Raw genomic sequence first — 23,479 nt, 5'->3', positions numbered from 1 at the left:
TATTTACTCTAATAATCAGTAAATATACTGTATCAATAAACAGTATCCTAAATAAAAATATGCGAAATTACTAATTTAGAACTAGATTTTGTAAGCAGTGCTTGTCATGACTTTTGACATTGCCTGCATTATCTTCTGAATGGGTTCCGGTAAGACCGCTCCACCAGCAGAAATTGCGGCCTGTCCATGCTCGATTTCATCGATCCGCATTTGATCAACAATGGCACGAGAACGCTCATCTTCTGGAGGCAATTTTTCGAGATGGCTCTCTAGGTGATGTTCAACCTGTTTTTCTGTTTCAGCAACAAATCCCAAACTCCACTTATCGCCCGCTAAGCCAGCAGCCAGACCGATTGCAAAGGATCCTGCATACCAAATTGGATTGAGATAACTCGTGTGCGAACCCAACTCCTGGAGACGTGTTTCGCACCAAGCTAAATGGTCCATTTCTTCTTGACCAGAGTGATCCAACATCTGCCGAATTTCAGGATTGCGAGCGACTAATTTTTGAGATTGATACAGGGCTTGCGCACAAACTTCACCCACATGATTCACACGCATCAATCCAGCGGCATGCTTCCGCTCTCCGACATCTAACAAAGTGGTAGTTTGCCTATCCGAACCTGGGGTTGGGCGATGAGCATGAGCACCCCCAACTACCGAGCGCAAGGCTATATCAAACTCACTGATGAAACGATCGATTAAGGCCATGGTTATTTGAAATCTAGACCAAAACCTCTGCTTTACAACTTTGTTTGGTCTTTAAACCCAACTCAGCCAATAGCTCACGGTCTTGTTCTGCCTCGGGATTGCCGGTAGTGAGTAGTTGCTCACCATAGAAAATAGAATTAGCACCAGCCTGGAAACACATGGCCTGAACTGCCCTTCCAAGCTCTTGGCGACCAGCCGATAAACGCACTCGTGCGCGCGGCATGGTGATGCGGGCTACCGCAATGGTTCTTACAAACTCCAACGGATCCAGGGGCTTTTGATCTGCCAATGGAGTTCCGGCTACTGGAACCAAGTGGTTAATCGGAACTGACTCTGGATAAGGACTTAAATTGGCCAAACGGGCTAAAAAGGCTGCTCGCTGCTCGCGCGACTCGCCCATGCCCACAATACCGCCGCAGCATACTGACATTCCTACGGCACGTACATTAGAAATCGTGTCTAAACGGTCTTGATATCCCCGAGTGGAGATGACCGAGCGATAGAAGTCCTCGCTAGTATCCAAATTGTGGTTGTAGAAGTCCAAGCCAGCCTCTTGCAGGGCTTGGGCCTGATTGGCTTCTAACATCCCCAGAGTGGCGCAGGTTTCAAGGCCTAAGGCCTTCACGCCTTTAATCATGGCGGTGACCTTTTCAATATCGCGATCTTTGGGCTCCCGCCAAGCAGCACCCATGCAAAAACGGTTTGATCCAGCAGCTTTGGCAGCTTTGGCAGCCTCAAGCACCTCATCCAGATCCATCAACTTGTTGGCTTTCACATCGGTGTCATAACGAGCTGCCTGCGGACAATATCCGCAATCCTCGGGGCAGCCGCCGGTCTTAATGGACAAGAGCGTAGCTAATTCCACATCACCATCAGGGAAGTTAGCGCGATGGATTTCTTGCGCCTTGAACATTAACTCACTGAATGGGAGGGCAAATAGCGCCTCAATTTGAGCAACCGACCAAGCGCCTGACGCGTCAACCTCCTTATGTAAATCCTTTTGGGATTTGACTTGAGTGAGGGGTTTTTCAGTAGTTTGGGTAGCCTGCATGGTCGAATTCCAGAAAATAGATCAAATCAAGGCATAAACATAACAGATACAGGCCTAAATTAGGAAAAACTAGTGGTCAAATACCAAACATGAAGCTTATTTCTGATCCAAATCAAACCTCCCTGGTTGCTCGCAGCCTAGATGCAGTTTGGCATCCCTGTACTCAGATGAAGCATCATGAGTCATTGCCATTAATTGCCATTACTAAAGGTAAGGGTGCTTGGCTGTTTGATGACAAAGGAAATGCGTTACTCGATTGCATTAGCTCCTGGTGGACCAATCTCTTTGGACACTCCAATCCCCGTATCAACCAAGCAATTAGCAGTCAACTAGAACAAGTTGAGCACGTTATGCTCGCCGGATTTACACATCCTCCCGTTGTAGAGCTATCCGAGAAACTGTCTGCTTTAACTCACGGGCATTTGGGTCACGTATTTTTTGCATCTGATGGCGCATCTGCAGTTGAGATCGCTTTGAAGATGAGTCACCACTATTGGCGACTGAATAATCAAACTCAAAAGAAAAAGTTTGTCTGCCTAGAAAATGGTTACCACGGAGAAACTTTAGGCGCACTCGCAGTGACCGATGTCGCAATCTTTCGTGAAGCCTACGGATCACTTTTACAAGATGTTTTTACTGTGCCTTCACCTGATGCGCGCAAAGCACAGCCTAATGAAAGTGCTGACGATGTCGCTAGACGTGCTGCCAAAAAATTAGAAGAACTGCTCGAAGCAGAACATCACAATATTGCCGCCATTATTGTGGAGCCACTCGTTCAGTGCGCAGGTCAGATGGCAATGTACTCTCCAGAATATTTACGCCTTGTACGATCGCTCTGTGATCGTTACAACATTCACCTTATCGCCGATGAAATTGCAGTGGGCTGTGGTCGATCAGGAAAGTTTTTTGCTTGCGAGCATGCAGGGATTTGGCCAGACTTCATAACCCTGTCTAAAGGTATTAGTGGCGGCTATCTTCCGCTGTCGCTCTCCATGACGACTGACAAAATTTATCGGGCATTCTATGGCAATCAAATGCAACAAGGTTTCTTGCACTCGCATTCCTATACCGGCAATCCACTAGCCTGCGCTGCAGCGCTCGCCTGTTTAGAAATCTTTGAAAGTGAATCTGTTCTCGAAAAAAATATTGAGCGTAGTAAAGATCTTGCTAATGGATTTTCCTGGGCAAAAGCAGACTCTCGTATTGAACATTGGCGCCAGCAGGGCATGATCCTAGCCTTTGATATCAAACCTGAATCACTAAAATATTCAACTACGTTTTCACGAGAGATGTTTTCAGCAAGCCTTAAAGAAGGTATCCTCATAAGGCCGATTGGCAATACGATTTACGTCATGCCACCATACATTCTTTCATCAGAGGAAGCCATACAAATGGGCGCCTCTGTACAACGCGCCCTCAATCAGGCTCTGGCATGAGCGCAAACTTTAAAGCTCGGGATATGGCAGAGCAGCAAATTGCCAATTTAGATAAGCAGCTACTGAGACGAAAACTGCGCACTAGCGAGTCACCCTGTGATACCAAGGCCCGCGTTGGTCAGCGAGAACTCAAAGCATTTTGTAGTAATGACTATTTAGGTCTAGCCAACCACCCGGAATTAGTTGCCGCCCTTGCGGAAGGTGCAAGACTGTATGGGGTTGGTAGCGGAGCATCGCACCTGATTAGCGGCCACAGTATTGCGCATGACTTGCTTGAAAAAAAATTAGCAGCCTGTGAGGAAAAGCATATTCCCAATGCAAGAGCACTGTTCTTTAGTACTGGCTATCTCGCAAACATCAATGCCATCACTGGGATTGCTAGACTTGCTGAACAAGGTGAGGTCAGCATTTACTCAGCCAAACTCAATCATGCCTCTTTGATTGATGGCGTTCGACTGGCGAGTGCGCAAACCAAAGCAAAGGTAACCTTGTTTGATCACCAACATCTTGATTTGCTAGAGAAATCATTAGCGCAAGATGCTCACTCACTCAAATTGCTTGTGGTCGACGGGGTCTTTAGTATGGATGGGGATATCGCACCCATAGAGAAATTAGTCCAAATTGCAGAACAATATGATGCGCTCTTGATGGTAGATGATGCTCATGGATTTGGCGTTCTCGGCGAACATGGCCATGGCCTTTTGGAGCAAGCAGGTGTGTATTCAGAGAGAATTATTTATGTCGGCACACTTGGCAAAGCAGCCGGTGTTAGCGGCGCATTTATTTGCGCAGCCGCACCCTTCATTGAATGGCTGATTCAAAAAGGCCGCCCCTACATCTACAGCACAGCAACACCACCAGCGATTGCACATACCTTAATCAGCAGCCTTGAATTGATCGAAGGCGATGAAGGTATTGCTCGTCGCAAGCAATTAAATCAGCTCATTCAAATTTGGCGTGATGAAATGATTTTCCAAAACTGGGAAAAAACTCCTTCATCCACCCCAATTCAGCCAGTGATTCTCGGCAGCAATGCCAGCGCATTAGCGGCAGCTAAGTTATTAGATGAAGCGGGTTATTGGATCCCAGCCATCCGACCACCTACCGTTCCCGTTGGCAGCTCTCGACTACGCATTACATTTTCAGCTAACCACACTACTAATGATTTGCGTGATCTCATTAAGACATTAAAAGTCATTGAGCAAGGAGTAGGGAATAATTCATGACATTAAATGCTGCGAATGGTTTTTTTGTCACAGGCACTGATACTGAGGTTGGCAAAACTTTAATTAGTGGCGCCCTCATCTTGAAGTTAAGAGAAGCTGGTGTCCGCGCAATCGGCTTCAAACCTGTAGTTGCTGGAACCTATCTTGATGCTAGTGGCAAAAAACTTAATGAAGACCTCGAGACATTACGTCTTGCATCAGGCTTAAGCCCACAGGAGCAAAGTCTCTGCCCATATATTTTGGATGAGGCAGCTGCTCCGCATCTGGTTGCCAAGAAGAATAATATCTACCTGGATTCCTCGATCATCCTAGGAGATTTACATTCCCTGAATCAAGAGTTTGAGGCAACCATTGTTGAAGGTGCGGGTGGATTTTTGGTCCCCCTGAATGACCAGGAAGATTTAGGTGATCTAGCTCAGGCGATGGATTTACCTGTCATCCTCGTAGTCGGCATGCGCTTGGGCTGTATCAATCATGCCCTACTTACTTGCGAAGCAATTCAGTCACGTCAATTAACTATTGCTGGCTGGGTTGCCAATACACTTTCAGAAGAAATGTCTCTTTTAAATGAAAATATTCAAACCTTAAAGGAGCGAATATTTGCTCCGTTTTTAGGCGTCATTCCCACTCTTCCTGAGCAGCTTCAGAAATCAGAGAATGCCCCCTACTCCTTAGAGGCCTTACGATTTGTTGCAGAGCATATAAAACTACCCGAGTAAATTCAGATAAGATGAAGCTATGCGATTACTTCCAGAAATTATCGACTCCGCATCAGCTATTCAAGAGATTCGTCGCAACATCCATGCGCATCCAGAATTGCGCTTTGAGGAAAACCGCACTTCTGATCTCGTGGCTGAGGCACTTTCTAGCTGGGGAATCACGGTATATCGCGGCCTTGGAAAAACTGGGGTTGTTGGCAAACTTGATGGCGACTTAGGTCCAGGCAAGATGATTGGTTTGCGTGCCGATATGGATGCATTGCCACTGCAAGAACATAATACTTTTGAGCACACTTCAAAGAATCCCGGCAAGATGCATGCTTGTGGCCATGATGGTCACACTGCCATACTCTTAGGTGCAGCCCAATATCTATCCAATCATCGCGAGTTCAAAGGCTCAGTCATTTTTATTTTTCAGCCTGCAGAAGAAGGTGGTGCTGGTGCACAAGAAATGATTAACGATGGGCTCTTTAAACAATTTCCTTGTGATGCCGTCTTTGGTCTACACAACTGGCCAGGACTAGCCGAAGGTCATTTTGGTGTGACCTCTGGCCCGATGATGGCTTCCAGCAATACTTTTGAAATCATCATCCGAGGTAAGGGTGGGCATGCCGCCTTGCCGCATAACAGTGCTGATCCCGTTCTTGCGGGCACTCAAGTTGTCCAAGCCCTACAAAGCATTATTACTCGCAATAAACGTCCCGTGGATGCAGCAGTCTTATCTGTCACACAGTTTCATGCGGGCGAGACAAGCAACGTTATTCCAGATAGTGCTTTTATCGGCGGAACCGTTCGCACATTCACCTTAGAAGTTTTGGATTTGATTGAGCAACGTTTACGTGAAATCTCTCATAACGTCTCCAGCGCATTTGACTGTCAAGCAGAGGTTAGCTTTGCTCGCAACTACCCTCCACTCATTAATCATGACAAGGAAGTAGACTTCGCAAGCGAGGTCATGAGTGAATTGGTAGGAGCACAAAACGTCAATACCTCAATCGATCCTACGATGGGCGCAGAAGACTTTGCATTCATGTTGCTGGAGAAGCCTGGTTGCTATGTGTTTCTAGGCAATGGTGATGGCGATCACCGCGCGGTAGGTCATGGCATGGGTCCATGCCATCTTCACAACCCTTCTTATGACTTCAATGACGCACTGATTCCAGTTGGCGTCAGCTACTGGGTCAAACTAGCTCAATGCTACTTAGAAAAATAGTTCTACCTGAGCTGTATATTTTTACGAGTTGGTAAATTTAGCTGGACGCTTTTCCATAAAAGCCGCCATACCTTCTTTTTGATCATTAGTCGCAAAGCAAGAGTGGAATAAACGACGCTCAAAGTGAATACCCTCTGAAAGCGTAGTTTCGTAAGCAGTATTAATTGCTTCTTTCACCATCATTGCCGTCAGCAATGGCATATCTGCAATCGTCTTGGCAATCGCCTTCACTTCTTTCAACAAATCCGCTTGAGGGAAAATACGGGCAACAAGGCCAGAGCGCTCGGCTTCAGCTGCATCCATCATCCGACCTGTTAAAGCTAAATCCATTGCTTTTGCTTTTGAAACTGCGCGAGGCAAACGTTGTGTGCCACCAGCGCCAGGAATAATCCCTAACTTCACTTCCGGTTGCGCAAACTTAGCGCTGTCAGTGGCCATGATGGTGTCACACATCATTGCTAGCTCACATCCGCCGCCAAGGGCATAACCAGATACTGCTGCAATGATTGGCTTGCGCACTTTTTTTATTTCTTCCCAGTTACGTGAGATAAAGTCACCGCGATAAACGTCGGCAAAACCATACTTGGCCATCGTTGCAATATCTGCGCCAGCAGCAAATGCTTTTTCACTACCAGTAATGATGATGCAACCGATATTGTTGTCAGCATCAAAACCTAGCAGTGCTGCACCCAGCTCATCCATCAACTCATCATTCAGAGCATTTAATACTTGCGGGCGATTAAGGGTAATGACAGCAACCTTGCCATCCACTTCAGTCAATATAGTGTTGTAAGTCATCAATCTCTTTCAAAAAATAATTTGTTCAGCGCGGCAACAATAACCACACCTTGCCATCTTGCTTCATGCGTCCTGCCAACTCACCTGCAGCATCCCCTGATCCCCAATAGTAATCCGCTCGCACCCCACCCACAATGGCTTTACCCGTGTCTTGGGCCATCACCAATTTTTGCAAGACTTGGCTACTCAGGGGCTTGGTGGTACTCAAAAATACTGGGGCACCCAAAGGCATGGCTTTCAAATCAATAGCAATGCTGCGCTCAGCAGTTAAAGGCACGCCCAGGGCGCCATTAGGCCCTAGATCAGCGCTGACATTACCCGGCAACTCTTTGAAGAATACAAAGCGCGGGTTGGCATTGAGCATCTCTTCTACGCGACCTGGATTGCGTTTAGCCCACGCACTAATGCCCTGCATGGTCGCCTGACTGCGAGTAATTTCCTTACGGTCCAGCAACCACTGTGCAAAGGACTTAAACGGCTGATCATTGGTTCCGGCATAGCCAAGTCGCAATACACGGCCATCCTCCAAACGAATTTTTCCTGAACCTTGGATTTGCATGAAGGCAGCGGCCACAGGATCTTGGACCCAGGCAATTTCTGAACCTCGAAGTACGCCAGAACTCATGAGCCCAGCGCGTGCTGGTGCAGGGCTTGGCTTCGAACCTTTCCAGGCATTTGGTAGACCATACAAGGGAACGGTGTAACTAGCTGTGCGGGTCTGGGAGCCATTCATAACAGGCTCGTAATAGCCTGTAATCAGCCCGGACTCTTTCCCATCGGTACTATTACGCACTTCGTAAACCTGAAAGTTCCCCTCAAAGTATTGGCGAACCGCCCGCTGATCGCGACCTGAAATTGTCGAAGCCTGGGAGCACACTTGGCGCCAATTAATCTCACTATTGCGTTTACGCAAGGCATCACAACTCTTGAGCCAGGCTGGCCAAGCCTGCGTTAAATCATCCTCTTGCCAGCCAGGCAAATCTTGCCATGAGACCGATCGAAAACTGGCAATTGAGGAATTGTAGGCATTTGGGGTGCCACCACCAGAGCGATAGCCAGCCCCCCTGGTAGAGGGCGTCGAGCAAGCGGCTAACAGACTTGCAATGCTGATAGCGAATACACTGCAGAGGAGGATTCGCGAAGGATTCTTGCGACTAATTAATTTGGATATAGAAATCATGATTGCCAATTTACTCGATGAATACCCAATGATCCTATTTGCGGTAGAGGGTGGTTTAGCCTTAGCCCTCCTGCTTTTTATTGTCCTTTGGACTGGTAAGGGCAAAAAATAAGGCTTCTTGAAAGCTCAATGCAGGGTTCTAGGCATTACCAAGGCAAATTCCGGGATAGGGGCTTGGAAAAACTGCGCCTCTTCAGTTACGCAGAAATACTCTCCACGCATCGTGCCAGCCGGCGTTGGCAAGGTAGCCCAACTGGTGTATTCAAACTGCTCCCCCGCCCTCAATAGGGGTTGTTGACCTACAACACCCAGGCCACGGACCTCTTGAACATCATTGTCCCCGTCTGTAATGAACCAATGGCGAGCGATGAGCTGAATGCTGGCCGTACCAGTATTTCTGATGGTGACGGTATAGGCAAACGCAAATTGGCGATTATCGGGGTCGGACTGGTCGGGCAAATACTGGGTTTTGACCGTAATGCTGATTTCATGAGGATTCATGCTCGAATTCTGCTCCATCCTTAGACCAACTGCAAGCTAGAATCTAGGGATGGATAGCCAGAAATCACCCTCAAATAGCCAGTTTGTCATTGCCCCCTCCATTTTGTCGGCTGACTTTGCCTGCCTGGGCAAAGAAGTTCAAGATGTTCTCGTAGCGGGCGCAGACTGGATTCACTTTGATGTGATGGACAACCATTACGTTCCGAACCTCACTATTGGCCCTTTGGTTTGCGAGGCAATTCGCCCACATGCAACTAAAGATGGCAAACCAGCCATGATTGATGTGCACCTCATGGTTGAGCCGGTAGATCGCCTCGTTCCGGATTTTGCAAAGGCAGGCGCAAATCTTATTAGCTTTCATCCAGAGGCAAGCCCTCATGTGAATCGCACGATTAATTTGATTCGCGAACAAGGCTGTCAGGCTGGATTGGTTTTAAATCCAGCTACCCCGCTTGATCACTTGGATCACACGCTTGAATTACTTGATCTGGTGTTATTAATGTCAGTGAACCCAGGCTTTGGTGGTCAGTCATTTATTCCAAACACTCTCAATAAGATTGCGCAGGTTCGTGCGCGCTTAGATCGCCACCAACAGGAAACCGGTTGCCATATTCGCCTTGAAGTAGATGGCGGCATTAAAGTTGACAATATTGCAGAGGTAGCCAAGGCCGGCGCAGATACCTTTGTTGCTGGCTCCGCAATCTTTGGCAAAGAAAATTATGCTGACGTGATTAATGCGATGCGCGCAGAACTAGCGACCTCAGGAAAAGCGTAATGCGGCACGAAGAATTTCTTGCCCTAGCCAAACAGGGTTTCAATCGCATTCCTTTGGTGAAGGAAGTTTTAGCCGACTTAGAGACGCCACTCTCGCTATACGTCAAGCTCACTCAAGCTTTTGGACAAAAGAACACCTACCTACTTGAATCTGTTTTAGGTGGCGAGCGCTTTGGCCGCTTCTCTTTTATTGGTCTGCCTGCGAAAACTGTTTTAAGAACTGTTGGTACACCAAATGCCCCGCTCACTGAAGTACTGTTCAATGATCAAGTGATTGAAACCAATCATGACAATCCATTGGATTTTGTAGACGCTTATTTCAAGCGCTTCAAAGTGGCAGTACAACCCGGCCTCCCACGCTTTTGTGGCGGGCTTGCTGGCTACTTCGGCTACGACACGGTTCGCTATATTGAATCGCGTCTAGCAAAACACAATTTGCCAGATGAGCTAGGTGTGCCTGATATTCAATTAATGTTGACCGAAGAGTTAGCAGTGATTGATAACGTTGCAGGTCGTATTTATTTAATTGTCTACGCAGACCCCAGCGACACAGATAGCTTTGAAAAGGGTCAAGCTCGATTAAAAGAATTACTTGCTTGCCTAAGCAAACCGGTGACCATGCCAGCGTCATTGCCAAGCACCAAAACAGAATTGATCCGCAAGTTCAAAGCAGCTGATTTTGAAAATGCCGTCCTCAAAACCAAAGAATATATTTTGGCTGGCGATTGCATGCAGGTAGTGATTGGCCAGCGCATTAGCAAGCCTTTCACAGATTCACCACTCGCCCTATACCGTGCCTTGCGCTCTTTGAATCCATCGCCTTATATGTACTTCTATGACTTTGGTGATCTGCAGGTAGTAGGCTCATCACCAGAAATCTTGGTGCGTCAAGAGCAACGTGAAAGTCAGAAGATCGTGACGATTCGTCCGTTAGCTGGCACACGCCCTCGTGGCGCAACACCCGAAGAAGATGAACGCCTTGCTACAGAATTGCTTGCCGATCCAAAAGAGATTGCTGAACATGTCATGTTGATTGACTTGGCGCGTAACGATGTGGGGCGAATTGCAAAGACAGGTACCGTTAAAGTGACGGATTCGATGTCGATCGAAAAGTATTCCCATGTTCAGCACATTGTGAGCTCTGTTGAAGGTGAGTTAATAGACAATATGAGCAATATGGATGTGTTACGTGCAACCTTCCCTGCCGGCACCTTATCGGGTGCCCCAAAAATTCGGGCAATGGAAATTATTGATGAGATGGAAATTGTGAAACGGGGCGTCTATGGCGGTGCGGTTGGCTACCTTTCCTTCTCTGGCGACATGGATGTGGCCATTGCTATTCGTACTGGTGTAATTCGTGATGGTGTATTGCATTCACAAGCGGGTGCTGGTGTTGTTGCAGATTCCGACCCTACTGCCGAATGGAAGGAAACCGAAGCCAAAGCCCGAGCAGTATTAATGGCGGCTGATTTAGTACAAGGAGGACTCGATGCTCCTCATGATTGATAACTACGATTCATTTACCTATAACCTCGTTCAGTATTTTGCAGAGCTTGGTGAAGAGGTAAAAGTTTTCCGTAATGATGAAATTTCTGTTGAAGAGATCGCCAAAATCAACCCTGCGCGCATTTGCATTTCACCGGGACCCTGCAGTCCAGCTGAAGCAGGGATTTCAGTGGCTACGATTCAACGATATGCCGGACAGATTCCGATTCTCGGTGTTTGCCTTGGACACCAAGCGATTGGTGAGGCATTCGGCGGCAAGATTATTCGCGCCCAAAAAGTCATGCATGGCAAGACTGATGATATTCACCATACTGGCGTTGGCGTTTTTAAAGAATTGCCAAACCCATTTAAAGTGACGCGTTATCACTCCCTCGCGATTGAAAAGAATTCATTGCCAGCCGTGCTCGAAGTGACAGCCACCTCTTCCGATGGTGAAATCATGGGTGTACGCCATAAAGAACTGGCGGTTGAGGGTGTGCAATTCCACCCAGAATCGATTCTGTCTGAGCATGGCCATGCACTGCTCAAGAATTTTTTGCAAGTCAAATAACCCAAAAGCAATAAATCAACCTACATGCCCATTACTCCCCAGCAAGCATTGCAACGTTGTATTGAACATCGCGAGCTCTTTCATGATGAGATGACTGCAATGATGAGTCTCATCATGAGTGGTGAGATGCCGCCAACCTTAGTGGCCGGTCTACTAGTTGCCTTGCGTACTAAAAAAGAGACTGTTGGTGAAATTGCTGCGGCCGCGCAAGTCATGCGCGAATTTGCGACGCCAGTACACGTAGAAGATAGAAAAAATTTAGTGGATGTAGTAGGCACTGGCGGTGATGGTGCCCATACCTTCAATATTTCTACCGCAGCGATGTTTGTGGCAGCAGCAGCCGGTGCAAAAATTGCTAAGCATGGCAATCGCAGTGTCAGCAGCAAATCCGGAAGCGCAGACATTCTGGAGTCGCTGGGCGTGAAGCTGTCACTCTCACCAGAGCAAGTCGCAAAATGCATTTCAGAAGTAGGTGCAGGCTTTATGTTTGCGCCGAATCATCACCCTGCAATGAAGAATGTGGTGCCGATCCGTAAAGATTTGGGTGTGCGCACGATTTTTAATATCCTTGGACCCCTTACCAATCCAGCGGATGCTAAGCGGATTCTCATGGGTGTGTTTCATGCTGATTTAGTAGGTATTCAGGCTCGTGTATTACAAGCCATGGGCATGGATCATGCATTAGTTGTTTATGGCCGTGATGGCTTAGATGAGATCTCTCTTGAAGGCCCCACCCTCGTAGGTGAATTAAAGGATGGTCAGGTTCGTGAATATGAGATTCATCCAAAAGACTTTGGCTTAAGTATTGCCCCAACCAATAGTTTTAAGGTGGCTAATGCCGAAGAATCCAAAATCATTGTTTTAGATGTACTCAATAAAATACCTGGCCCAGCGAGCGACATTGTTTGCCTCAATGCTGGAGCAGTCTTGTATGTAGCTGATGTAGCCCCAAGCATTGCTAGCGGCATTCAGATGGCACAAGCAGCCATTGCATCTGGAGCCGCCCGCCACAAGCTAGACCAATTTGTAGCTGCAACCCAATACTAACTAAGATCTTCATGAGCGATATCCTCGACAAAATTGTTGCCACCAAGAAGATTGAGGTAGCTACTGATTCAAAAAAAATCTCTTTGGCCAATCAACGTGATCAAGCCGAAGAAAATAATCGTGATGCCCTTTTAAAGCCTCGGGGCTTTATTCAATCTATCCACAATAAAATTGCAGCAGGCAAAGCAGGTGTCATTACCGAAATTAAGAAAGCTAGCCCTAGCAAGGGGATCTTACGAGAGAATTTTCAGCCGACAGAAATTGCTCAGTCCTATGAAAAAAATGGCGCGGCCTGCCTATCCATCCTTACAGATAAGGATTATTTCCAGGGATCTAATGCTTACCTTCAGGCTGCAAGAGCTGCATGTAGCATTCCTGTATTGCGTAAAGACTTTACGGTTGATCCCTACCAAGTCTACGAAGCAAGAGCAATTGGTGCTGATGCCATTTTATTGATCGTGGCTTGCCTAGAGCTCAATCAAATGAAAGAGTTAGAGGCTTGCGCGCATGAACTGGGATTGGATGTTCTTGTTGAAGTGCATAACGCACCTGAACTAGAGCAAGCCCTTGAATTAAAGACGCCGCTACTCGGGATCAATAATCGTAATCTGAAGACTTTTGAAGTTACCCTTCAAACTACACTTTCGCTACTATCAATGGTGCCAACTGGAAAAACTCTGGTTACTGAGTCCGGAATTATGAGTCGCGCCGATGTGCAACTGATGCGCGATCACCAAATCAATGCATTCTTGGTAGGTGAGGCATTCATGCGTGCCAATGATCCTGGGGCGGCTCTAAGCGAATTATTTAATTAAGTTGCCTAGAGGGTTTCAGCATATCTAGCCCAACTTTAATCAGACCAACGAGCACTATTGTGCCCAGCACATCACCAATTAACATTACCAAGAAGTGATTAAAGCTTCCGGTCTCGTCGAGACTTCGGACCGAAAACCACCATTGATGCAAGCCTGCGCTCAGGGCCGAATAAATCAAAGTGCAAATTACCAACTTCGGTAAAGTCAAATTACTCAGATCAGATGAGATATCCACATTCCTTAATACAAAGATTCTGGCCAGGTATGGCGCAAATCCGGAAATCAAGCCAATGCCTATACAGGTTGTGAGCTCATGAGGGAATGGCCCTAAATAACTAATAAAAAAGGATACAACGGCTATTCCCAATGCGCCCGGCAAGCCAAATATCAGCGTAAGAAATAAACGAAGGCCGGCAGGCAAATAGATCCAACTCACCCCCAAGCCAAAAGTGAGATGAGTGGTGAGCCAATCATTGATGTAAAACAAAGTTGTGTACGTTACCGAACTAATTAAAAAACCTAAAGTACGTTCTGAGAGAATTTTTTTCATGATCGCCGACATGTTTATTAACTTAATACTATGTCATGCTAGCAATCAAATTTGTGTAGGTATATACTCCCCTCGTTAACCCTTAGGCCAATAGCCCTCTAAATCTTTAATTGCTTATGTCGACCGCTAAATCTTCTTGCTATATTCGTTTACTTAATTTGATTGATGTTCTTGATCGCATCAACCCAGGCAAGAAGCTCGACTCCATTGAAGAGAGTCTTTTGGACAAAATTATTTTGAGCTTTCATGCCAAGCAGTCGATTTTGGTTGGCGATCTGATTTCCCTTTCTGATCTGGGCTCCCAAGCAACCCTCCACGGACGACTGAAGAATCTCAGCGCCATGGGTTATATCAAAATGGCTGCCAATGAAGATGGGCGTAAAAAGGAAGTCGTTCCTAGCAAGATCGCCATCAAGCGCTATGAAGAAATTTCTAAATGCCTAGAAAAAGCTGTCAAAGCAAGCTAATCAGCCCTTAGATAGCAAAAAGCCCTTACTAGTAAGGGCTTTTTTCATTTAGAAGTACTAATTAAACGTTAAAAAGGAAGTTCAAAACATCGCCATCTTTAACAACATACTCCTTACCTTCGGCACGCATCTTGCCAGCCTCTTTTGCCCCAGACTCACCCTTAAATTGAATAAAGTCTTCAAAAGCAATGGTTTGTGCACGAATAAAGCCACGCTCAAAATCTGTATGAATGACCCCGGCAGCCTGCGGAGCAGTATCGCCTTGATGAATTGTCCAGGCACGAACTTCTTTAACACCGGCCGTAAAGTAGGTCTGCAGGCCTAATAACTTATAGCCCGCACGAATCACACGATCCAGTCCAGACTCTTCCATACCGAGGTCTGCCAAGAACTCAACTTTGTCGGCATCATCTAAATCGGCGATCTCAGCTTCGATTGCAGCGCATACCGCAACTACTGGTGCACCCTCTTTAGCCGCATGCTGAATCACTGCCTCTAAATGAGGATTGTTGTCAAAGCCGTCTTCCTTGACGTTAGCGATATACATTGCCGGCTTTGCAGTAATTAAGCAGAGCGGCTTAAGAAGTAGATTCTCTTCATCGCTCAGTTTCAGGCTGCGTACTGGCTGGGCTTGGTCCAAATGGGCCTGCACCTTAGTTAATACGGCCACTAAAGCGGCTGCCTCTTTATCATTCCCTGACTTAGCAGCCTTGCTTGAGCGTTGCAGGGTCTTTTCAACGGTTGTTAAGTCGGATAAGGCTAGCTCGGTATCGATCACTGCGATATCGGAGATCGGGTCAATCTTGCCAGCCACGTGAATCACATTGGCATCCTCAAAACAGCGCACTACATGGGTAATAGCGTCAGTTTCACGAATATTGGCTAAAAACTGATTTCCAAGGCCTTCACCTTTAGAGGCCCCAGCCACCAAACCGGCAATATCGACAAATTCGACAGCAGCAGGCAGGATGCGCTCAGGCTTGACGATCTCAGCCAAAGCGGCAAGACGGGGGTCAGGAACCTCGACCACGCCCACATTAGGCTCGATCGTGCAGAAAGGATAGTTTTCTGCCGCGATTCCAGCCTTGGTAAGCGCGTTAAAGAGGGTAGATTTGCCGACGTTAGGCAGGCCGACGATGCCACATTTCAAAGACATAGCAGTATTGTAAAGGGCTAGTTTCGATATCATCGAGATATGTCAGAAATCCTCCAAAATAGCTCGGCTAAATTGCCCAAAAATACCTCTCAAATCCGGACAGTTGACGTCGCTGTAGTGGGTGGAGGTATAGCAGGAAAGGCTTGCGCCTTAGGTTTAGCTCAACTTGGCCTACAAACCATTCAAATTGCCCCTGACTTACGGCAAGGAGTTGCTCCGCCCCAAGGAAATCAATGGGGGCAGCGGATTTACGCTTTTTCTCCCAGCACTCAAAAATTACTGGCTCATCTACAGATTTGGGATGCTATTGATCACAGCCGTATGCAGCCAGTTCGAGATATGCGGATTTTTGGCGATCGTGGAGAAAAGCACGATCAACTTCATTTGTCTGCTTTTGAAGCGGGTACACCTCAATTAGCCTGGATTGGTGAATCGAGTGTGATCGAACACACTTTGGATCAAGCCTCACGCTTCCAAAATAAATTGGAGCGTATCTCTGACGTAGTTGAAAACATTGAAACGGATTCTGATGGCGTAACTCTCAATCTGGCAAATGGATCTACATTTTGCGCTCAACTCGTGATTGCTGCCGATGGCGCCAACTCTCCGATTCGTAAGGAGCTGGGCATTACCGCAAAAGAAGAAAGCTACTCACAAAGCGGAGTGGTAGCGAATTGGATTTGCGGTAACGCACATTTAGAAACTGCCTGCCAATGGTTTTTACCGGGTGGCGATATTGTGGCAATGTTACCCCTACCAGATCAACAAGTCTCGATGGTGTGGTCAACTTCACCAGAAAATGCTGCAGAACTTTTAAAACTGGATCAAGCGGCATGGACTGAAAAGTTTTCCTCCATTGCTAATGGGGCAATAGTCGAGCAACTTGGATCACTCAAACTCAATTCAACACCCGCTCATTTTCCATTGAGAAGAATTCGGGCAAGTCGATTTATTGGTCCAGATGAAAGCCCTAAGGTTGTCCTCATCGGAGATGCGGCTCATGTGATGCATCCATTAGCAGGACAAGGCTTGAACCTAGGATTAAGGGATGTTGCAACCCTCCTCAATATTTTGAGTAAACGCGAATCCTTCCGACTACCGAACGATAAAGTTTTATTACGTCGCTACGAACGTCAACGCCAAGGCGATACCAGCGCATTGCTATGGGTCACAGATAAACTGAAGAAACTATTTTCAGCGAGTAGTGGCACTGAAAAGCAATTGCGCAACTGGGGATTAGGCATGGTCAATCGCAGTCACTTTATTAAACGGCGCCTTATTGAACGCGCTCTCGGAGATGCTGATTTTGAATAAATTATTTTCTACTATTGCCTTAGCTTGCTCTCTCACCTTTTTAGTGGGAATAGCCAATGCACAATCAGAGCAACAAGTCCGATCTGAACTGCAAAAAAAGATTGGTCCAAACACGAAAATTAAAGGCGTTTCTCAATCACCTATTCCAGGCATCTACGAGGTCTTAGTTGGAAATGATGTGTTTTATACCGATGCCAATAGTAAATATTTAATCCAAGGTGAAATCATTGAGGTCGCTACAGGAAAAAATATTACGGAACAAAAACAAGCAGACCTCAATCGCATTAAATGGTCTGAGCTGATCCCATCCAATGCTTTAAAAGCAGTCCGTGGAAATGGTAGTCGACAGTTGGCCGTTTTCTCTGACCCTAATTGTGGTTACTGTAAGCGCTTGGAAAAATCTTTGCAGCAACTGGATAACGTCACTGTCTACACTTACCTAATTCCGATTTTGTCAGCTGACTCAGCGCAGAAGTCCAAACAAATTTGGTGCTCCGCTGATCCCCAGAAAGCCTATATTGACTGGATGATCAATGGTATTGCTCCTAGCGGCAAGAGCGACTGCGCCACGCCTTTGGATAAAAACATGGCCTTTGCCAAAACTTATGGCATTACAGGAACCCCAACTATTTTCTTTACAGATGGCAGTCGCTTTCCGGGTGCGGTTCAAATCACCGATATTGAAAAGAAATTTAGTAGCTTGAAGTAACCAATCTTGTGTATGAATAAATTAAATACTTCCGAACTACCTGCAATCCAATACACCATTTGGTCGGCCGATCTGCATGGTCACCGCTTTCATGTGAAGTTGCGTATTGAGAACCCATTGCCAAATGGACAGATTCTGCAAATGCCTGCATGGATTCCAGGAAGCTATTTAATACGCGACTTCAGCAAACAAATTGAAACGATTGAAGCGTTTGCAATTAATAATCCAAATGAAGCACTAACGCTGGAGCGCATTGATAACGATCAGTGGCGCTTGCCCAAGGTAGCTGGTGCAGTAGAAATCCTCACAACGGTATATGCATTTGATTCTTCTGTGCGCGCCGCCTATCTCGATACTGAACGTGCGTTTATTAATCCAAGCAGCTTATGTTTGGCAGTTAAAGGTCAAGAGTCTTTGGCCTGCGCTTTAGTGTTGATTCCGCCTAAAGATACTTGCGCAAACTCTTGGACAGTTCAGACAGGCTTACAAGCTGCCAAAGTGGATAGTCAAGGCTACGGCTTTTATCTCGCCAAAAACTATGATGACCTACTTGATCACCCAATTGCCATGGGTGAGTTTCAGATTGCCCACTGGAAATCCAATGGTGTGTCACACAGTATGGCGATACAAGGCTGCATTCATGAAATTGATTTAGAGCGCTTAGCAACAGATCTACAGGCTATCTGCATATCCACCATTAACCTCTTTGAACCCAAGACTAAAAACGCACCCTTCCAGAATTATTTATTTTTAGTCAATGCGGTTCTTTCTGGCTATGGAGGGCTTGAGCATCGTAATAGCACTGCCCTGCTATGCCGTCGTGATCAGATTCCCCAAGTCAATACTCCTTTGGACGAAGCATCCTATCGGGAGTTTTTAGGACTCTGTAGTCATGAATACTTCCACGCTTGGTTGGTCAAGCGCATTCAACCAAAGGCATTTCAGCCTTATCAACTCGATCGCAGAAACCACACTCGCTTACTCTGGTTATTTGAAGGCTTTACGAGTTACTACGATGATCTGCAATTATTCCGTAGCAAACGCATCGACCTCAAAACCTACCTCAAGCTAGTTGCGAATAATTGGAATGGTATTTTGCGTGGGCCAGGTAGATTGAAGCAAAGCCTGGCGGATAGTTCTTTTGATGCCTGGACTAAGTACTACCAAGCCGATGAGAACACTCCGAATGTAGTTGTCAGCTATTACGGGAAAGGCGCCTTGCTCGCTTTAGGCTTAGATCTCCAGATTCGTGCATTCACAAGCAACCGTCAATCCCTAGATGATTTGATGCGGCTCATTTGGCAAACACATGGGGTCACTCTCGATGGCATTGCAGAAGATGGTTTGGATGAATTGATATTCAAACTACTTGGCACAGGATTCTCCAAAACTTGGGTTCAATTTAAGTCTCGTTACATTTTTGGTACTGAAGACATTCCAATTCAAAAATGGATTGATTCCAAACTCATTACGGCTAAGCCAAAAAAACATTCCAAACTAGAGCAAATAAAACTCCAATTCGGAATGCGCCATAGTGATAGCAATGGCTGGCTAAAAGTAACGCATGTGCTGGATGGTGGAGCTGCACAATTAGCAGGCCTAGCTTCTGGAGATCTATTGGCTAGCATCAATGGTGAGCGTATTACTCCCGCTCGCTGGGATAAGGTGCTATCGAGCTTAATCTTGGGACAAGTGATTCAGATTTGTTTTTATCGAGATGATTTAGAGCACGAGTGCATGACTGTTCTTGAGGATGATCAAATTCCAGCTCAGTACATCCTCACGCCAGCTGAGTAATGCATTCATTTTCTGCGGCTGATATTCCGGAAGATTGGCGCGCCCTGCTTGGGGATTATTTTGAATCCCCTGAGTGGCAACAACTACAGACCAATCTCAGGGCCGAACTGAATAAAGATGCAGAGAGAATTCTCCCGGAGCCACATAATTTCTTCAAAGCGCTGACACTAACCCCAGTTACTCAGGTCAAGGTCGTCATCTTGGGGCAGGATCCATACCACTCTGCTGGACTGGCTCAAGGCTTGGCTTTTTCTATCCCGAGTGATATTCCGACCAATTCTCGGCAATTTCCCAGCTCCTTACGCAATATCAGTAAAGCACTAGCACTGGAGGGGTTTGGCGCCCTTCCTAACGGTGATCTTCATACCTGGGCTGAACAAGGCGTCCTACTTATCAATACCGCCCTGAGCGTCAAATTAGGCGAGGCAGGCAGTCATGCCAATTTGGGCTGGAAATCCCTGGTTGATAGACTGATAAGTGCCTTGGCGCAGCAAAAACCTTATTTAGTGTGGATGTTATGGGGTGGCCATGCCCAATCCAAGTTACCTCTGATTGAGGCAGCTCCGAACCAATTGATTCTACAATCCTCCCACCCCTCTGGGCTTGGGGTCTACAAAACAGACCGGCCCTTTCTGGAGCAAGGTGGGATGGCAAGTTGCGGGCACTTTACGAAAGCTAATGAGTGGCTAACAGCACACCAGCAATCGCCGATTCAGTGGGTTGGTGACCACACCAGCTCTACGGATAAAGCCTTATTTTCGCTAAGCAGTTAACTGGGGATATTAAAATTCGCGACTGAACATGGTTAAAAATGTCCTTAAACAGCCTACACTCCATCACCAACTACAACGCAACTTCAACAGAGATGATTGAGGAGTGTCGACGTCAATCTGCCCTAGCGTCATCCTTAGATCGCGCAGACATCGATTTAATGAATTTTCTAGACCAAATCCTTCTAGAGGCTGAATAAGGATGTCTTAGCCTGAATCATCGAGATGACCTTAGTCAGTCATGCTTTAATGCCTCTAAGAAACCTGTTACTCGCTCTACCGCTTCGTCATAACTAGGGCTATAGCTCAAAACATCAATTTCATTAAATTGAGGTCTTAGCACATGAGCTCTACTTTGGATTTGTTTGATAAATTGATCAGAATGTCTCAACAAAAACTGTTTAGCGACTTGCAATTCTTGGGGCTCTCGCTCAATCACTAAAGATAGATCAAATAAATCACGAGCAGCCGCCCTATCTCCTCTGTGCCAGAGTTTTTTGGCCACAATTTCTACAGCAGTCTCAACACGAATGGTGTCTCCAAAAATATTCCACATTTCAAATCCAGGCTTAGTGAGATTAGGGGATGCCACGAAATCAATTTCCCCCTCTGGACGAATTAACTTGACATAGGAGTTTTGGTCTTCGACATATTGTGAAGAAATATCAGCAGCAACATCACTCAGTCTTGGAGTGACAAAACCCAGATACTGGGGATCGGGAACAAATATATCAATATCCTTGCTGAGCCGATGCTGATAGCGCAACATCAGAACAGTTCCTCCCCCGAATGTCCAAAAGGGGTCAGCCATTCCATGCTTTTTAATTTCGGCAATGATTCGAAGTGCATAGGGAAATAACTCTTTCCAAACACCATCAGGCAGATCACGTCCGTGAATTGATTTACTCATTTAGCATTACCGCCAAGCCACTCTTGGCGAGTGCATTTCATGAGCCCAACGATCAATATTTTTCCATATGCTCTTTGGGGAGATATTACTTGCTTTCGCTGCCTCCTCAACTGCCAAAACAATTAGGGGTAATGGGGCCTCATCAAGCAAGGAAGCTATGTAGGGAAAGATGGGTTCAGGAATTTTTCCTGACACCAATGACTTTGCTAACTGTGGGGCAGTTAATTTATTTTTGTAACTCACGCTTGCAGTTTGGCCAGCTGCCTCTAGGGCATATTGCTTTTTATGCCGCCCTTGCATTGAAACGTCGATCCCAAGCAACCCGAGTAGAGCTAATAATTTAGCAGCCCCTAAATCTTTTAGGGTGCCATTTTCTAAATGAAGAATGGTTGATCTGGACAAATTGGATAGCTTGGCTAAGCGATCTTGAGTCAAACCAAGAGCAACTCTGCGATTTGCTACCTGCAGTCCAATTTCACGTAAATTCATAGCATGTATTGTGCCACAAACTCATAAAAAATGTGTAATATATTACACATTAAATAGGGGTAAATTTTGATGCGCTAAAGCCAATAACAGCATGTTTCTTCTTATTTATCTGTGCTCGCGTATAAAACCCCCGCCAGACAAGAGGCCGCTATGGCACTTAGCCACTCCAGCATCTGTCCAGACTGAAAGAAGCCTGTAAATTGCCCTACATAGGAGCTTGCTAAGGCAGATATGAAGCCTATTAAGGCAGCCATGAGGAATCTCTTGATTTTGGGCTTAGCTTTACGTTGCCCAGGGTAAAAAACCAAGGCAAATAGGCCCGTTAAGCCACCGATCACCAGAAAAGCTAAAAACCCCATTGCTACCCCCATTGTTGCTGACATCAAATCTATAATCACCATTATGAAGTTGTTGACACTCGGCATCAATCATCACACAGCGCCGGTCGCCATTCGGGAAAAGGTCGCCTTTGACCCTGAATTTCTTCAAGAAGCGTTGCACGATCTTCGCCAACATCTCGTTGGCGCGAATCAGGCCGGGCTACCAGAAGCCACCATCTTATCCACATGCAATCGCACCGAAGTCTATTGCGCCGCTAATGATGCAGATGCAGCCAGTCTTTTGCATGAAGCCACTTTTGATTGGTTGGCAAAAACTCAACAACTCGCTCCAAGTAGTTTGGAGCCGCACATTTATTCACTACCGCAATCGGATGCGGTACGTCACGCCTTTAGAGTTGCCTGTGGATTAGATTCCATGGTGATTGGTGAAACCCAAATCTTGGGTCAGATGAAAGATGCTGTACGTACTGCAAATGATGCAGGCGTACTTGGCACTTATCTCAATCAACTCTTTCAGAAAACCTTTGCCGTCGCAAAAGAAGTTCGTGGCTCTACAGAAATTGGTGCTCACTCAATCTCGATGGCAGCTGCCTCAGTTCGATTGGCTGAACGCATTTTTGAAAGTATTGCTGATCAACGTGTTTTGTTCATTGGCGCTGGTGACATGATCACTTTATGTGCAACCCATTTTGTGGCACGTAAACCTAAAGGGGTTGCAATCGCCAATCGCACCATAGAGCGCGGCCAAGAATTAGCAGACTCGATTTCGATTCAAGATGTTGAAGCAGAATCATTCAAGCTTTCCGAGCTTCCATCACGATTACATGAATTCGACATCATTGTTTCAAGCACTGCCTCATCACTTCCTATCATCGGCTTAGGAATGGTGGAGAGCGCTCTGAAGCAACGTCGCCATAAACCAATGGTAATGATTGACTTAGCAGTACCCCGTGACTTTGAACCTGAGATTGCTCGTTTAAATGACATTTATCTTTATACGGTTGATGATTTAGGTGTGATGATTCAAACAGGCGCCTCCCTCCGTCAAGCTGCAGTAAGTCAAGCAGAGGCAATCATTGAAGATCGTGTTGGAAACTTTATGCACTGGATGCAGGGTCGCAAGACTGTGCCATTAATTCAGGATATTCAGCAGCAAGGCGAACACCTCAGACAACTTGAACTCGATCGCGCGATGAAACGATTAATGCGTGGTGAGGATCCCCAAGAAGTTCTCAATGCGATGGCTCAAGGCTTAACCAATAAGTTCTTGCATGGCTCATTGCATGCTTTACAACACTCCAATGGTGCTGAGCGTGACGCCCTGATTAAGTTGCTTCCAAAATTATTCGCCTCGCACTCCAAGCCAGAAGACCATTAGATGAAGCCCAGCATGCGGGCTAAGCTAGACCACCTAGACACGCGCTTAGCCGAACTCAATTCCCTATTAAC

The 23,479-nt window shown here is 46.3% G+C and carries 26 protein-coding genes; 16 read left to right on the top strand and 10 right to left on the bottom strand.

Annotated elements, in window-relative coordinates; all coding sequences use genetic code 11:
- Positions 1-81: 81 nt before the first annotated feature.
- Together coq7 and bioB are read right to left on the bottom strand one after the other, a co-directional pair.
- Positions 82-711: a 2-polyprenyl-3-methyl-6-methoxy-1,4-benzoquinone monooxygenase gene (gene coq7, locus B7X71_RS00790; RefSeq protein ID WP_293597285.1), complete on the bottom strand. Its 630-nt coding sequence runs from the start codon at positions 709-711 to the stop codon at positions 82-84.
- A 13-nt stretch (positions 712-724) separates the two neighbouring features.
- Positions 725-1,762: a biotin synthase BioB gene (gene bioB / locus B7X71_RS00785; RefSeq protein ID WP_293597284.1), complete on the bottom strand. Its 1,038-nt coding sequence runs from the start codon at positions 1,760-1,762 to the stop codon at positions 725-727.
- 89 nt (positions 1,763-1,851) lie between these two features.
- Here bioB and bioA point away from each other — a divergent pair, with 89 nt between their 5' ends.
- Genes bioA through B7X71_RS00765 form a run of 4 tightly spaced genes read left to right on the top strand, consistent with a single transcriptional unit; the run spans position 1,852 to position 6,356 of the window.
- The gene (bioA, locus tag B7X71_RS00780; RefSeq protein ID WP_293597283.1) at positions 1,852-3,198 is read left to right on the top strand and encodes an adenosylmethionine--8-amino-7-oxononanoate transaminase; all 1,347 of its coding nucleotides are present in this window, start codon (positions 1,852-1,854) and stop codon (positions 3,196-3,198) included.
- Positions 3,195-4,424: an 8-amino-7-oxononanoate synthase gene (locus tag B7X71_RS00775; protein ID WP_293597282.1), complete on the top strand. Its 1,230-nt coding sequence runs from the start codon at positions 3,195-3,197 to the stop codon at positions 4,422-4,424. The genes bioA and B7X71_RS00775 overlap by 4 nt, the downstream gene beginning before the upstream one ends.
- Positions 4,421-5,143, top strand: a complete 723-nt coding sequence (gene bioD, locus B7X71_RS00770) for a dethiobiotin synthase (protein WP_293597281.1) — start codon at positions 4,421-4,423, stop codon at positions 5,141-5,143. The genes B7X71_RS00775 and bioD overlap by 4 nt, the downstream gene beginning before the upstream one ends.
- Positions 5,144-5,162: 19 nt before the next feature.
- Complete coding sequence (locus tag B7X71_RS00765) at positions 5,163-6,356, top strand: M20 aminoacylase family protein (protein WP_293597280.1); 1,194 nt, start codon at positions 5,163-5,165, stop codon at positions 6,354-6,356.
- A 21-nt stretch (positions 6,357-6,377) separates the two neighbouring features.
- Here B7X71_RS00765 and B7X71_RS00760 read toward each other — a convergent pair whose 3' ends face one another.
- From B7X71_RS00760 to apaG, 3 genes are all read right to left on the bottom strand, one after another.
- Positions 6,378-7,154: an enoyl-CoA hydratase gene (locus B7X71_RS00760; RefSeq protein WP_293597279.1), complete on the bottom strand. Its 777-nt coding sequence runs from the start codon at positions 7,152-7,154 to the stop codon at positions 6,378-6,380.
- Between the two features lie 25 nt (positions 7,155-7,179).
- Entirely contained in the window at positions 7,180-8,334 is a 1,155-nt protein-coding gene (locus B7X71_RS00755; protein ID WP_293597278.1) for an MltA domain-containing protein, read from the bottom strand.
- 126 nt (positions 8,335-8,460) lie between these two features.
- The gene (gene apaG, locus B7X71_RS00750) at positions 8,461-8,835 is read right to left on the bottom strand and encodes a Co2+/Mg2+ efflux protein ApaG (protein ID WP_015420328.1); all 375 of its coding nucleotides are present in this window, start codon (positions 8,833-8,835) and stop codon (positions 8,461-8,463) included.
- 49 nt (positions 8,836-8,884) lie between these two features.
- On the opposite strand from apaG, the gene rpe reads away from it, so the two are divergent.
- Genes rpe through trpC form a run of 5 tightly spaced genes read left to right on the top strand, consistent with a single transcriptional unit; the run spans position 8,885 to position 13,527 of the window.
- Complete coding sequence (gene rpe / locus B7X71_RS00745; protein WP_293597277.1) at positions 8,885-9,610, top strand: ribulose-phosphate 3-epimerase; 726 nt, start codon at positions 8,885-8,887, stop codon at positions 9,608-9,610.
- Positions 9,610-11,115, top strand: a complete 1,506-nt coding sequence (trpE, locus tag B7X71_RS00740) for an anthranilate synthase component I (RefSeq protein ID WP_293597276.1) — start codon at positions 9,610-9,612, stop codon at positions 11,113-11,115. Before rpe ends, trpE begins: the two co-directional genes overlap by 1 nt.
- Positions 11,099-11,665 (top strand): aminodeoxychorismate/anthranilate synthase component II, encoded by a 567-nt coding sequence (locus tag B7X71_RS00735; RefSeq protein ID WP_293597275.1) that lies wholly within the window; start codon positions 11,099-11,101, stop codon positions 11,663-11,665. The genes trpE and B7X71_RS00735 overlap by 17 nt, the downstream gene beginning before the upstream one ends.
- Before the next feature lie 24 nt (positions 11,666-11,689).
- Entirely contained in the window at positions 11,690-12,712 is a 1,023-nt protein-coding gene (gene trpD, locus B7X71_RS00730; protein WP_293597274.1) for an anthranilate phosphoribosyltransferase, read from the top strand.
- Positions 12,713-12,723: 11 nt separating this feature from the next.
- The gene (gene trpC / locus B7X71_RS00725; RefSeq protein ID WP_293597273.1) at positions 12,724-13,527 is read left to right on the top strand and encodes an indole-3-glycerol phosphate synthase TrpC; all 804 of its coding nucleotides are present in this window, start codon (positions 12,724-12,726) and stop codon (positions 13,525-13,527) included.
- On the opposite strand, the gene B7X71_RS00720 is transcribed toward trpC, so the two are convergent.
- Positions 13,520-14,077 carry a hypothetical protein gene (locus tag B7X71_RS00720; RefSeq protein ID WP_293597272.1) on the bottom strand — a complete coding sequence of 186 codons (558 nt, stop codon included), beginning with the start codon at positions 14,075-14,077 and terminating at the stop codon, positions 13,520-13,522. The genes trpC and B7X71_RS00720 overlap by 8 nt on opposite strands.
- A gap of 116 nt (positions 14,078-14,193) precedes the next feature.
- On the opposite strand from B7X71_RS00720, the gene B7X71_RS00715 reads away from it, so the two are divergent.
- A complete protein-coding gene (locus B7X71_RS00715; protein ID WP_293600112.1) occupies positions 14,194-14,544 on the top strand; it encodes a hypothetical protein in 351 nt (116 codons plus the stop codon).
- 61 nt (positions 14,545-14,605) lie between these two features.
- Here the strand turns inward: B7X71_RS00715 and ychF are convergent, their stop codons facing one another.
- Entirely contained in the window at positions 14,606-15,700 is a 1,095-nt protein-coding gene (ychF, locus tag B7X71_RS00710) for a redox-regulated ATPase YchF (RefSeq protein WP_293597270.1), read from the bottom strand.
- Between the two features lie 39 nt (positions 15,701-15,739).
- Here ychF and B7X71_RS00705 point away from each other — a divergent pair, with 39 nt between their 5' ends.
- Genes B7X71_RS00705 through B7X71_RS00685 form a run of 5 tightly spaced genes read left to right on the top strand, consistent with a single transcriptional unit; the run spans position 15,740 to position 20,490 of the window.
- Complete coding sequence (locus tag B7X71_RS00705) at positions 15,740-17,014, top strand: FAD-dependent monooxygenase (protein ID WP_293597269.1); 1,275 nt, start codon at positions 15,740-15,742, stop codon at positions 17,012-17,014.
- The gene (locus B7X71_RS00700) at positions 17,007-17,723 is read left to right on the top strand and encodes a DsbC family protein (RefSeq protein WP_293597268.1); all 717 of its coding nucleotides are present in this window, start codon (positions 17,007-17,009) and stop codon (positions 17,721-17,723) included. The genes B7X71_RS00705 and B7X71_RS00700 overlap by 8 nt, the downstream gene beginning before the upstream one ends.
- Positions 17,724-17,735: 12 nt before the next feature.
- Entirely contained in the window at positions 17,736-19,520 is a 1,785-nt protein-coding gene (locus B7X71_RS00695; RefSeq protein WP_293597267.1) for a M61 family peptidase, read from the top strand.
- The gene (locus tag B7X71_RS00690) at positions 19,520-20,293 is read left to right on the top strand and encodes a uracil-DNA glycosylase (protein WP_293597266.1); all 774 of its coding nucleotides are present in this window, start codon (positions 19,520-19,522) and stop codon (positions 20,291-20,293) included. Before B7X71_RS00695 ends, B7X71_RS00690 begins: the two co-directional genes overlap by 1 nt.
- Positions 20,294-20,331: 38 nt before the next feature.
- Complete coding sequence (locus B7X71_RS00685) at positions 20,332-20,490, top strand: antitoxin MazE-like protein (protein ID WP_293597265.1); 159 nt, start codon at positions 20,332-20,334, stop codon at positions 20,488-20,490.
- A gap of 35 nt (positions 20,491-20,525) precedes the next feature.
- Here B7X71_RS00685 and B7X71_RS00680 read toward each other — a convergent pair whose 3' ends face one another.
- The 3 genes from B7X71_RS00680 to B7X71_RS00670 form a co-directional block, all read right to left on the bottom strand.
- Positions 20,526-21,200, bottom strand: coding sequence for a nucleotidyl transferase AbiEii/AbiGii toxin family protein (locus B7X71_RS00680; RefSeq protein WP_293597264.1), 675 nt, complete (start codon positions 21,198-21,200; stop codon positions 20,526-20,528).
- 6 nt (positions 21,201-21,206) lie between these two features.
- Positions 21,207-21,689, bottom strand: coding sequence for a helix-turn-helix domain-containing protein (locus tag B7X71_RS00675; RefSeq protein ID WP_293597263.1), 483 nt, complete (start codon positions 21,687-21,689; stop codon positions 21,207-21,209).
- A 101-nt stretch (positions 21,690-21,790) separates the two neighbouring features.
- On the bottom strand, positions 21,791-22,072 hold the full coding sequence (locus B7X71_RS00670; RefSeq protein ID WP_293597262.1) for a hypothetical protein: 282 nt from the start codon (positions 22,070-22,072) through the stop codon (positions 21,791-21,793).
- Between the two features lie 19 nt (positions 22,073-22,091).
- On the opposite strand from B7X71_RS00670, the gene hemA reads away from it, so the two are divergent.
- Positions 22,092-23,408 (top strand): glutamyl-tRNA reductase, encoded by a 1,317-nt coding sequence (gene hemA / locus B7X71_RS00665; RefSeq protein ID WP_293597261.1) that lies wholly within the window; start codon positions 22,092-22,094, stop codon positions 23,406-23,408.
- Positions 23,409-23,479 lie beyond the last annotated feature (71 nt).

The sequence above is a fragment of the Polynucleobacter sp. 39-46-10 genome (assembly GCF_002282275.1).
Note: the sequence above shows the minus strand (reverse complement) of the source record. Positions and strands in the feature narration are given on the sequence as shown.

Bases quoted from the DNA above. Each gene is read 5' to 3' on its own strand.
- coq7 (WP_293597285.1), bottom strand. From the start codon at position 711: ATGGCCTTAATCGATCGTTTCATCAGTGAGTTTGATATAGCCTTGCGC.
- bioB (WP_293597284.1), bottom strand. From the start codon at position 1,762: ATGCAGGCTACCCAAACTACTGAAAAACCCCTCACTCAAGTCAAATCC.
- bioA (WP_293597283.1), top strand. From the start codon at position 1,852: ATGAAGCTTATTTCTGATCCAAATCAAACCTCCCTGGTTGCTCGCAGC.
- B7X71_RS00775 (WP_293597282.1), top strand. From the start codon at position 3,195: ATGAGCGCAAACTTTAAAGCTCGGGATATGGCAGAGCAGCAAATTGCC.
- bioD (WP_293597281.1), top strand. From the start codon at position 4,421: ATGACATTAAATGCTGCGAATGGTTTTTTTGTCACAGGCACTGATACT.
- B7X71_RS00765 (WP_293597280.1), top strand. From the start codon at position 5,163: ATGCGATTACTTCCAGAAATTATCGACTCCGCATCAGCTATTCAAGAG.
- B7X71_RS00760 (WP_293597279.1), bottom strand. From the start codon at position 7,154: ATGACTTACAACACTATATTGACTGAAGTGGATGGCAAGGTTGCTGTC.
- B7X71_RS00755 (WP_293597278.1), bottom strand. From the start codon at position 8,334: ATGATTTCTATATCCAAATTAATTAGTCGCAAGAATCCTTCGCGAATC.
- apaG (WP_015420328.1), bottom strand. From the start codon at position 8,835: ATGAATCCTCATGAAATCAGCATTACGGTCAAAACCCAGTATTTGCCC.
- rpe (WP_293597277.1), top strand. From the start codon at position 8,885: ATGGATAGCCAGAAATCACCCTCAAATAGCCAGTTTGTCATTGCCCCC.
- trpE (WP_293597276.1), top strand. From the start codon at position 9,610: ATGCGGCACGAAGAATTTCTTGCCCTAGCCAAACAGGGTTTCAATCGC.
- B7X71_RS00735 (WP_293597275.1), top strand. From the start codon at position 11,099: ATGCTCCTCATGATTGATAACTACGATTCATTTACCTATAACCTCGTT.
- trpD (WP_293597274.1), top strand. From the start codon at position 11,690: ATGCCCATTACTCCCCAGCAAGCATTGCAACGTTGTATTGAACATCGC.
- trpC (WP_293597273.1), top strand. From the start codon at position 12,724: ATGAGCGATATCCTCGACAAAATTGTTGCCACCAAGAAGATTGAGGTA.
- B7X71_RS00720 (WP_293597272.1), bottom strand. From the start codon at position 14,077: ATGAAAAAAATTCTCTCAGAACGTACTTTAGGTTTTTTAATTAGTTCG.
- B7X71_RS00715 (WP_293600112.1), top strand. From the start codon at position 14,194: ATGTCGACCGCTAAATCTTCTTGCTATATTCGTTTACTTAATTTGATT.
- ychF (WP_293597270.1), bottom strand. From the start codon at position 15,700: ATGTCTTTGAAATGTGGCATCGTCGGCCTGCCTAACGTCGGCAAATCT.
- B7X71_RS00705 (WP_293597269.1), top strand. From the start codon at position 15,740: ATGTCAGAAATCCTCCAAAATAGCTCGGCTAAATTGCCCAAAAATACC.
- B7X71_RS00695 (WP_293597267.1), top strand. From the start codon at position 17,736: ATGAATAAATTAAATACTTCCGAACTACCTGCAATCCAATACACCATT.
- B7X71_RS00690 (WP_293597266.1), top strand. From the start codon at position 19,520: ATGCATTCATTTTCTGCGGCTGATATTCCGGAAGATTGGCGCGCCCTG.
- B7X71_RS00685 (WP_293597265.1), top strand. From the start codon at position 20,332: ATGTCCTTAAACAGCCTACACTCCATCACCAACTACAACGCAACTTCA.
- B7X71_RS00680 (WP_293597264.1), bottom strand. From the start codon at position 21,200: ATGAGTAAATCAATTCACGGACGTGATCTGCCTGATGGTGTTTGGAAA.
- B7X71_RS00675 (WP_293597263.1), bottom strand. From the start codon at position 21,689: ATGAATTTACGTGAAATTGGACTGCAGGTAGCAAATCGCAGAGTTGCT.
- B7X71_RS00670 (WP_293597262.1), bottom strand. From the start codon at position 22,072: ATGTCAGCAACAATGGGGGTAGCAATGGGGTTTTTAGCTTTTCTGGTG.
- hemA (WP_293597261.1), top strand. From the start codon at position 22,092: ATGAAGTTGTTGACACTCGGCATCAATCATCACACAGCGCCGGTCGCC.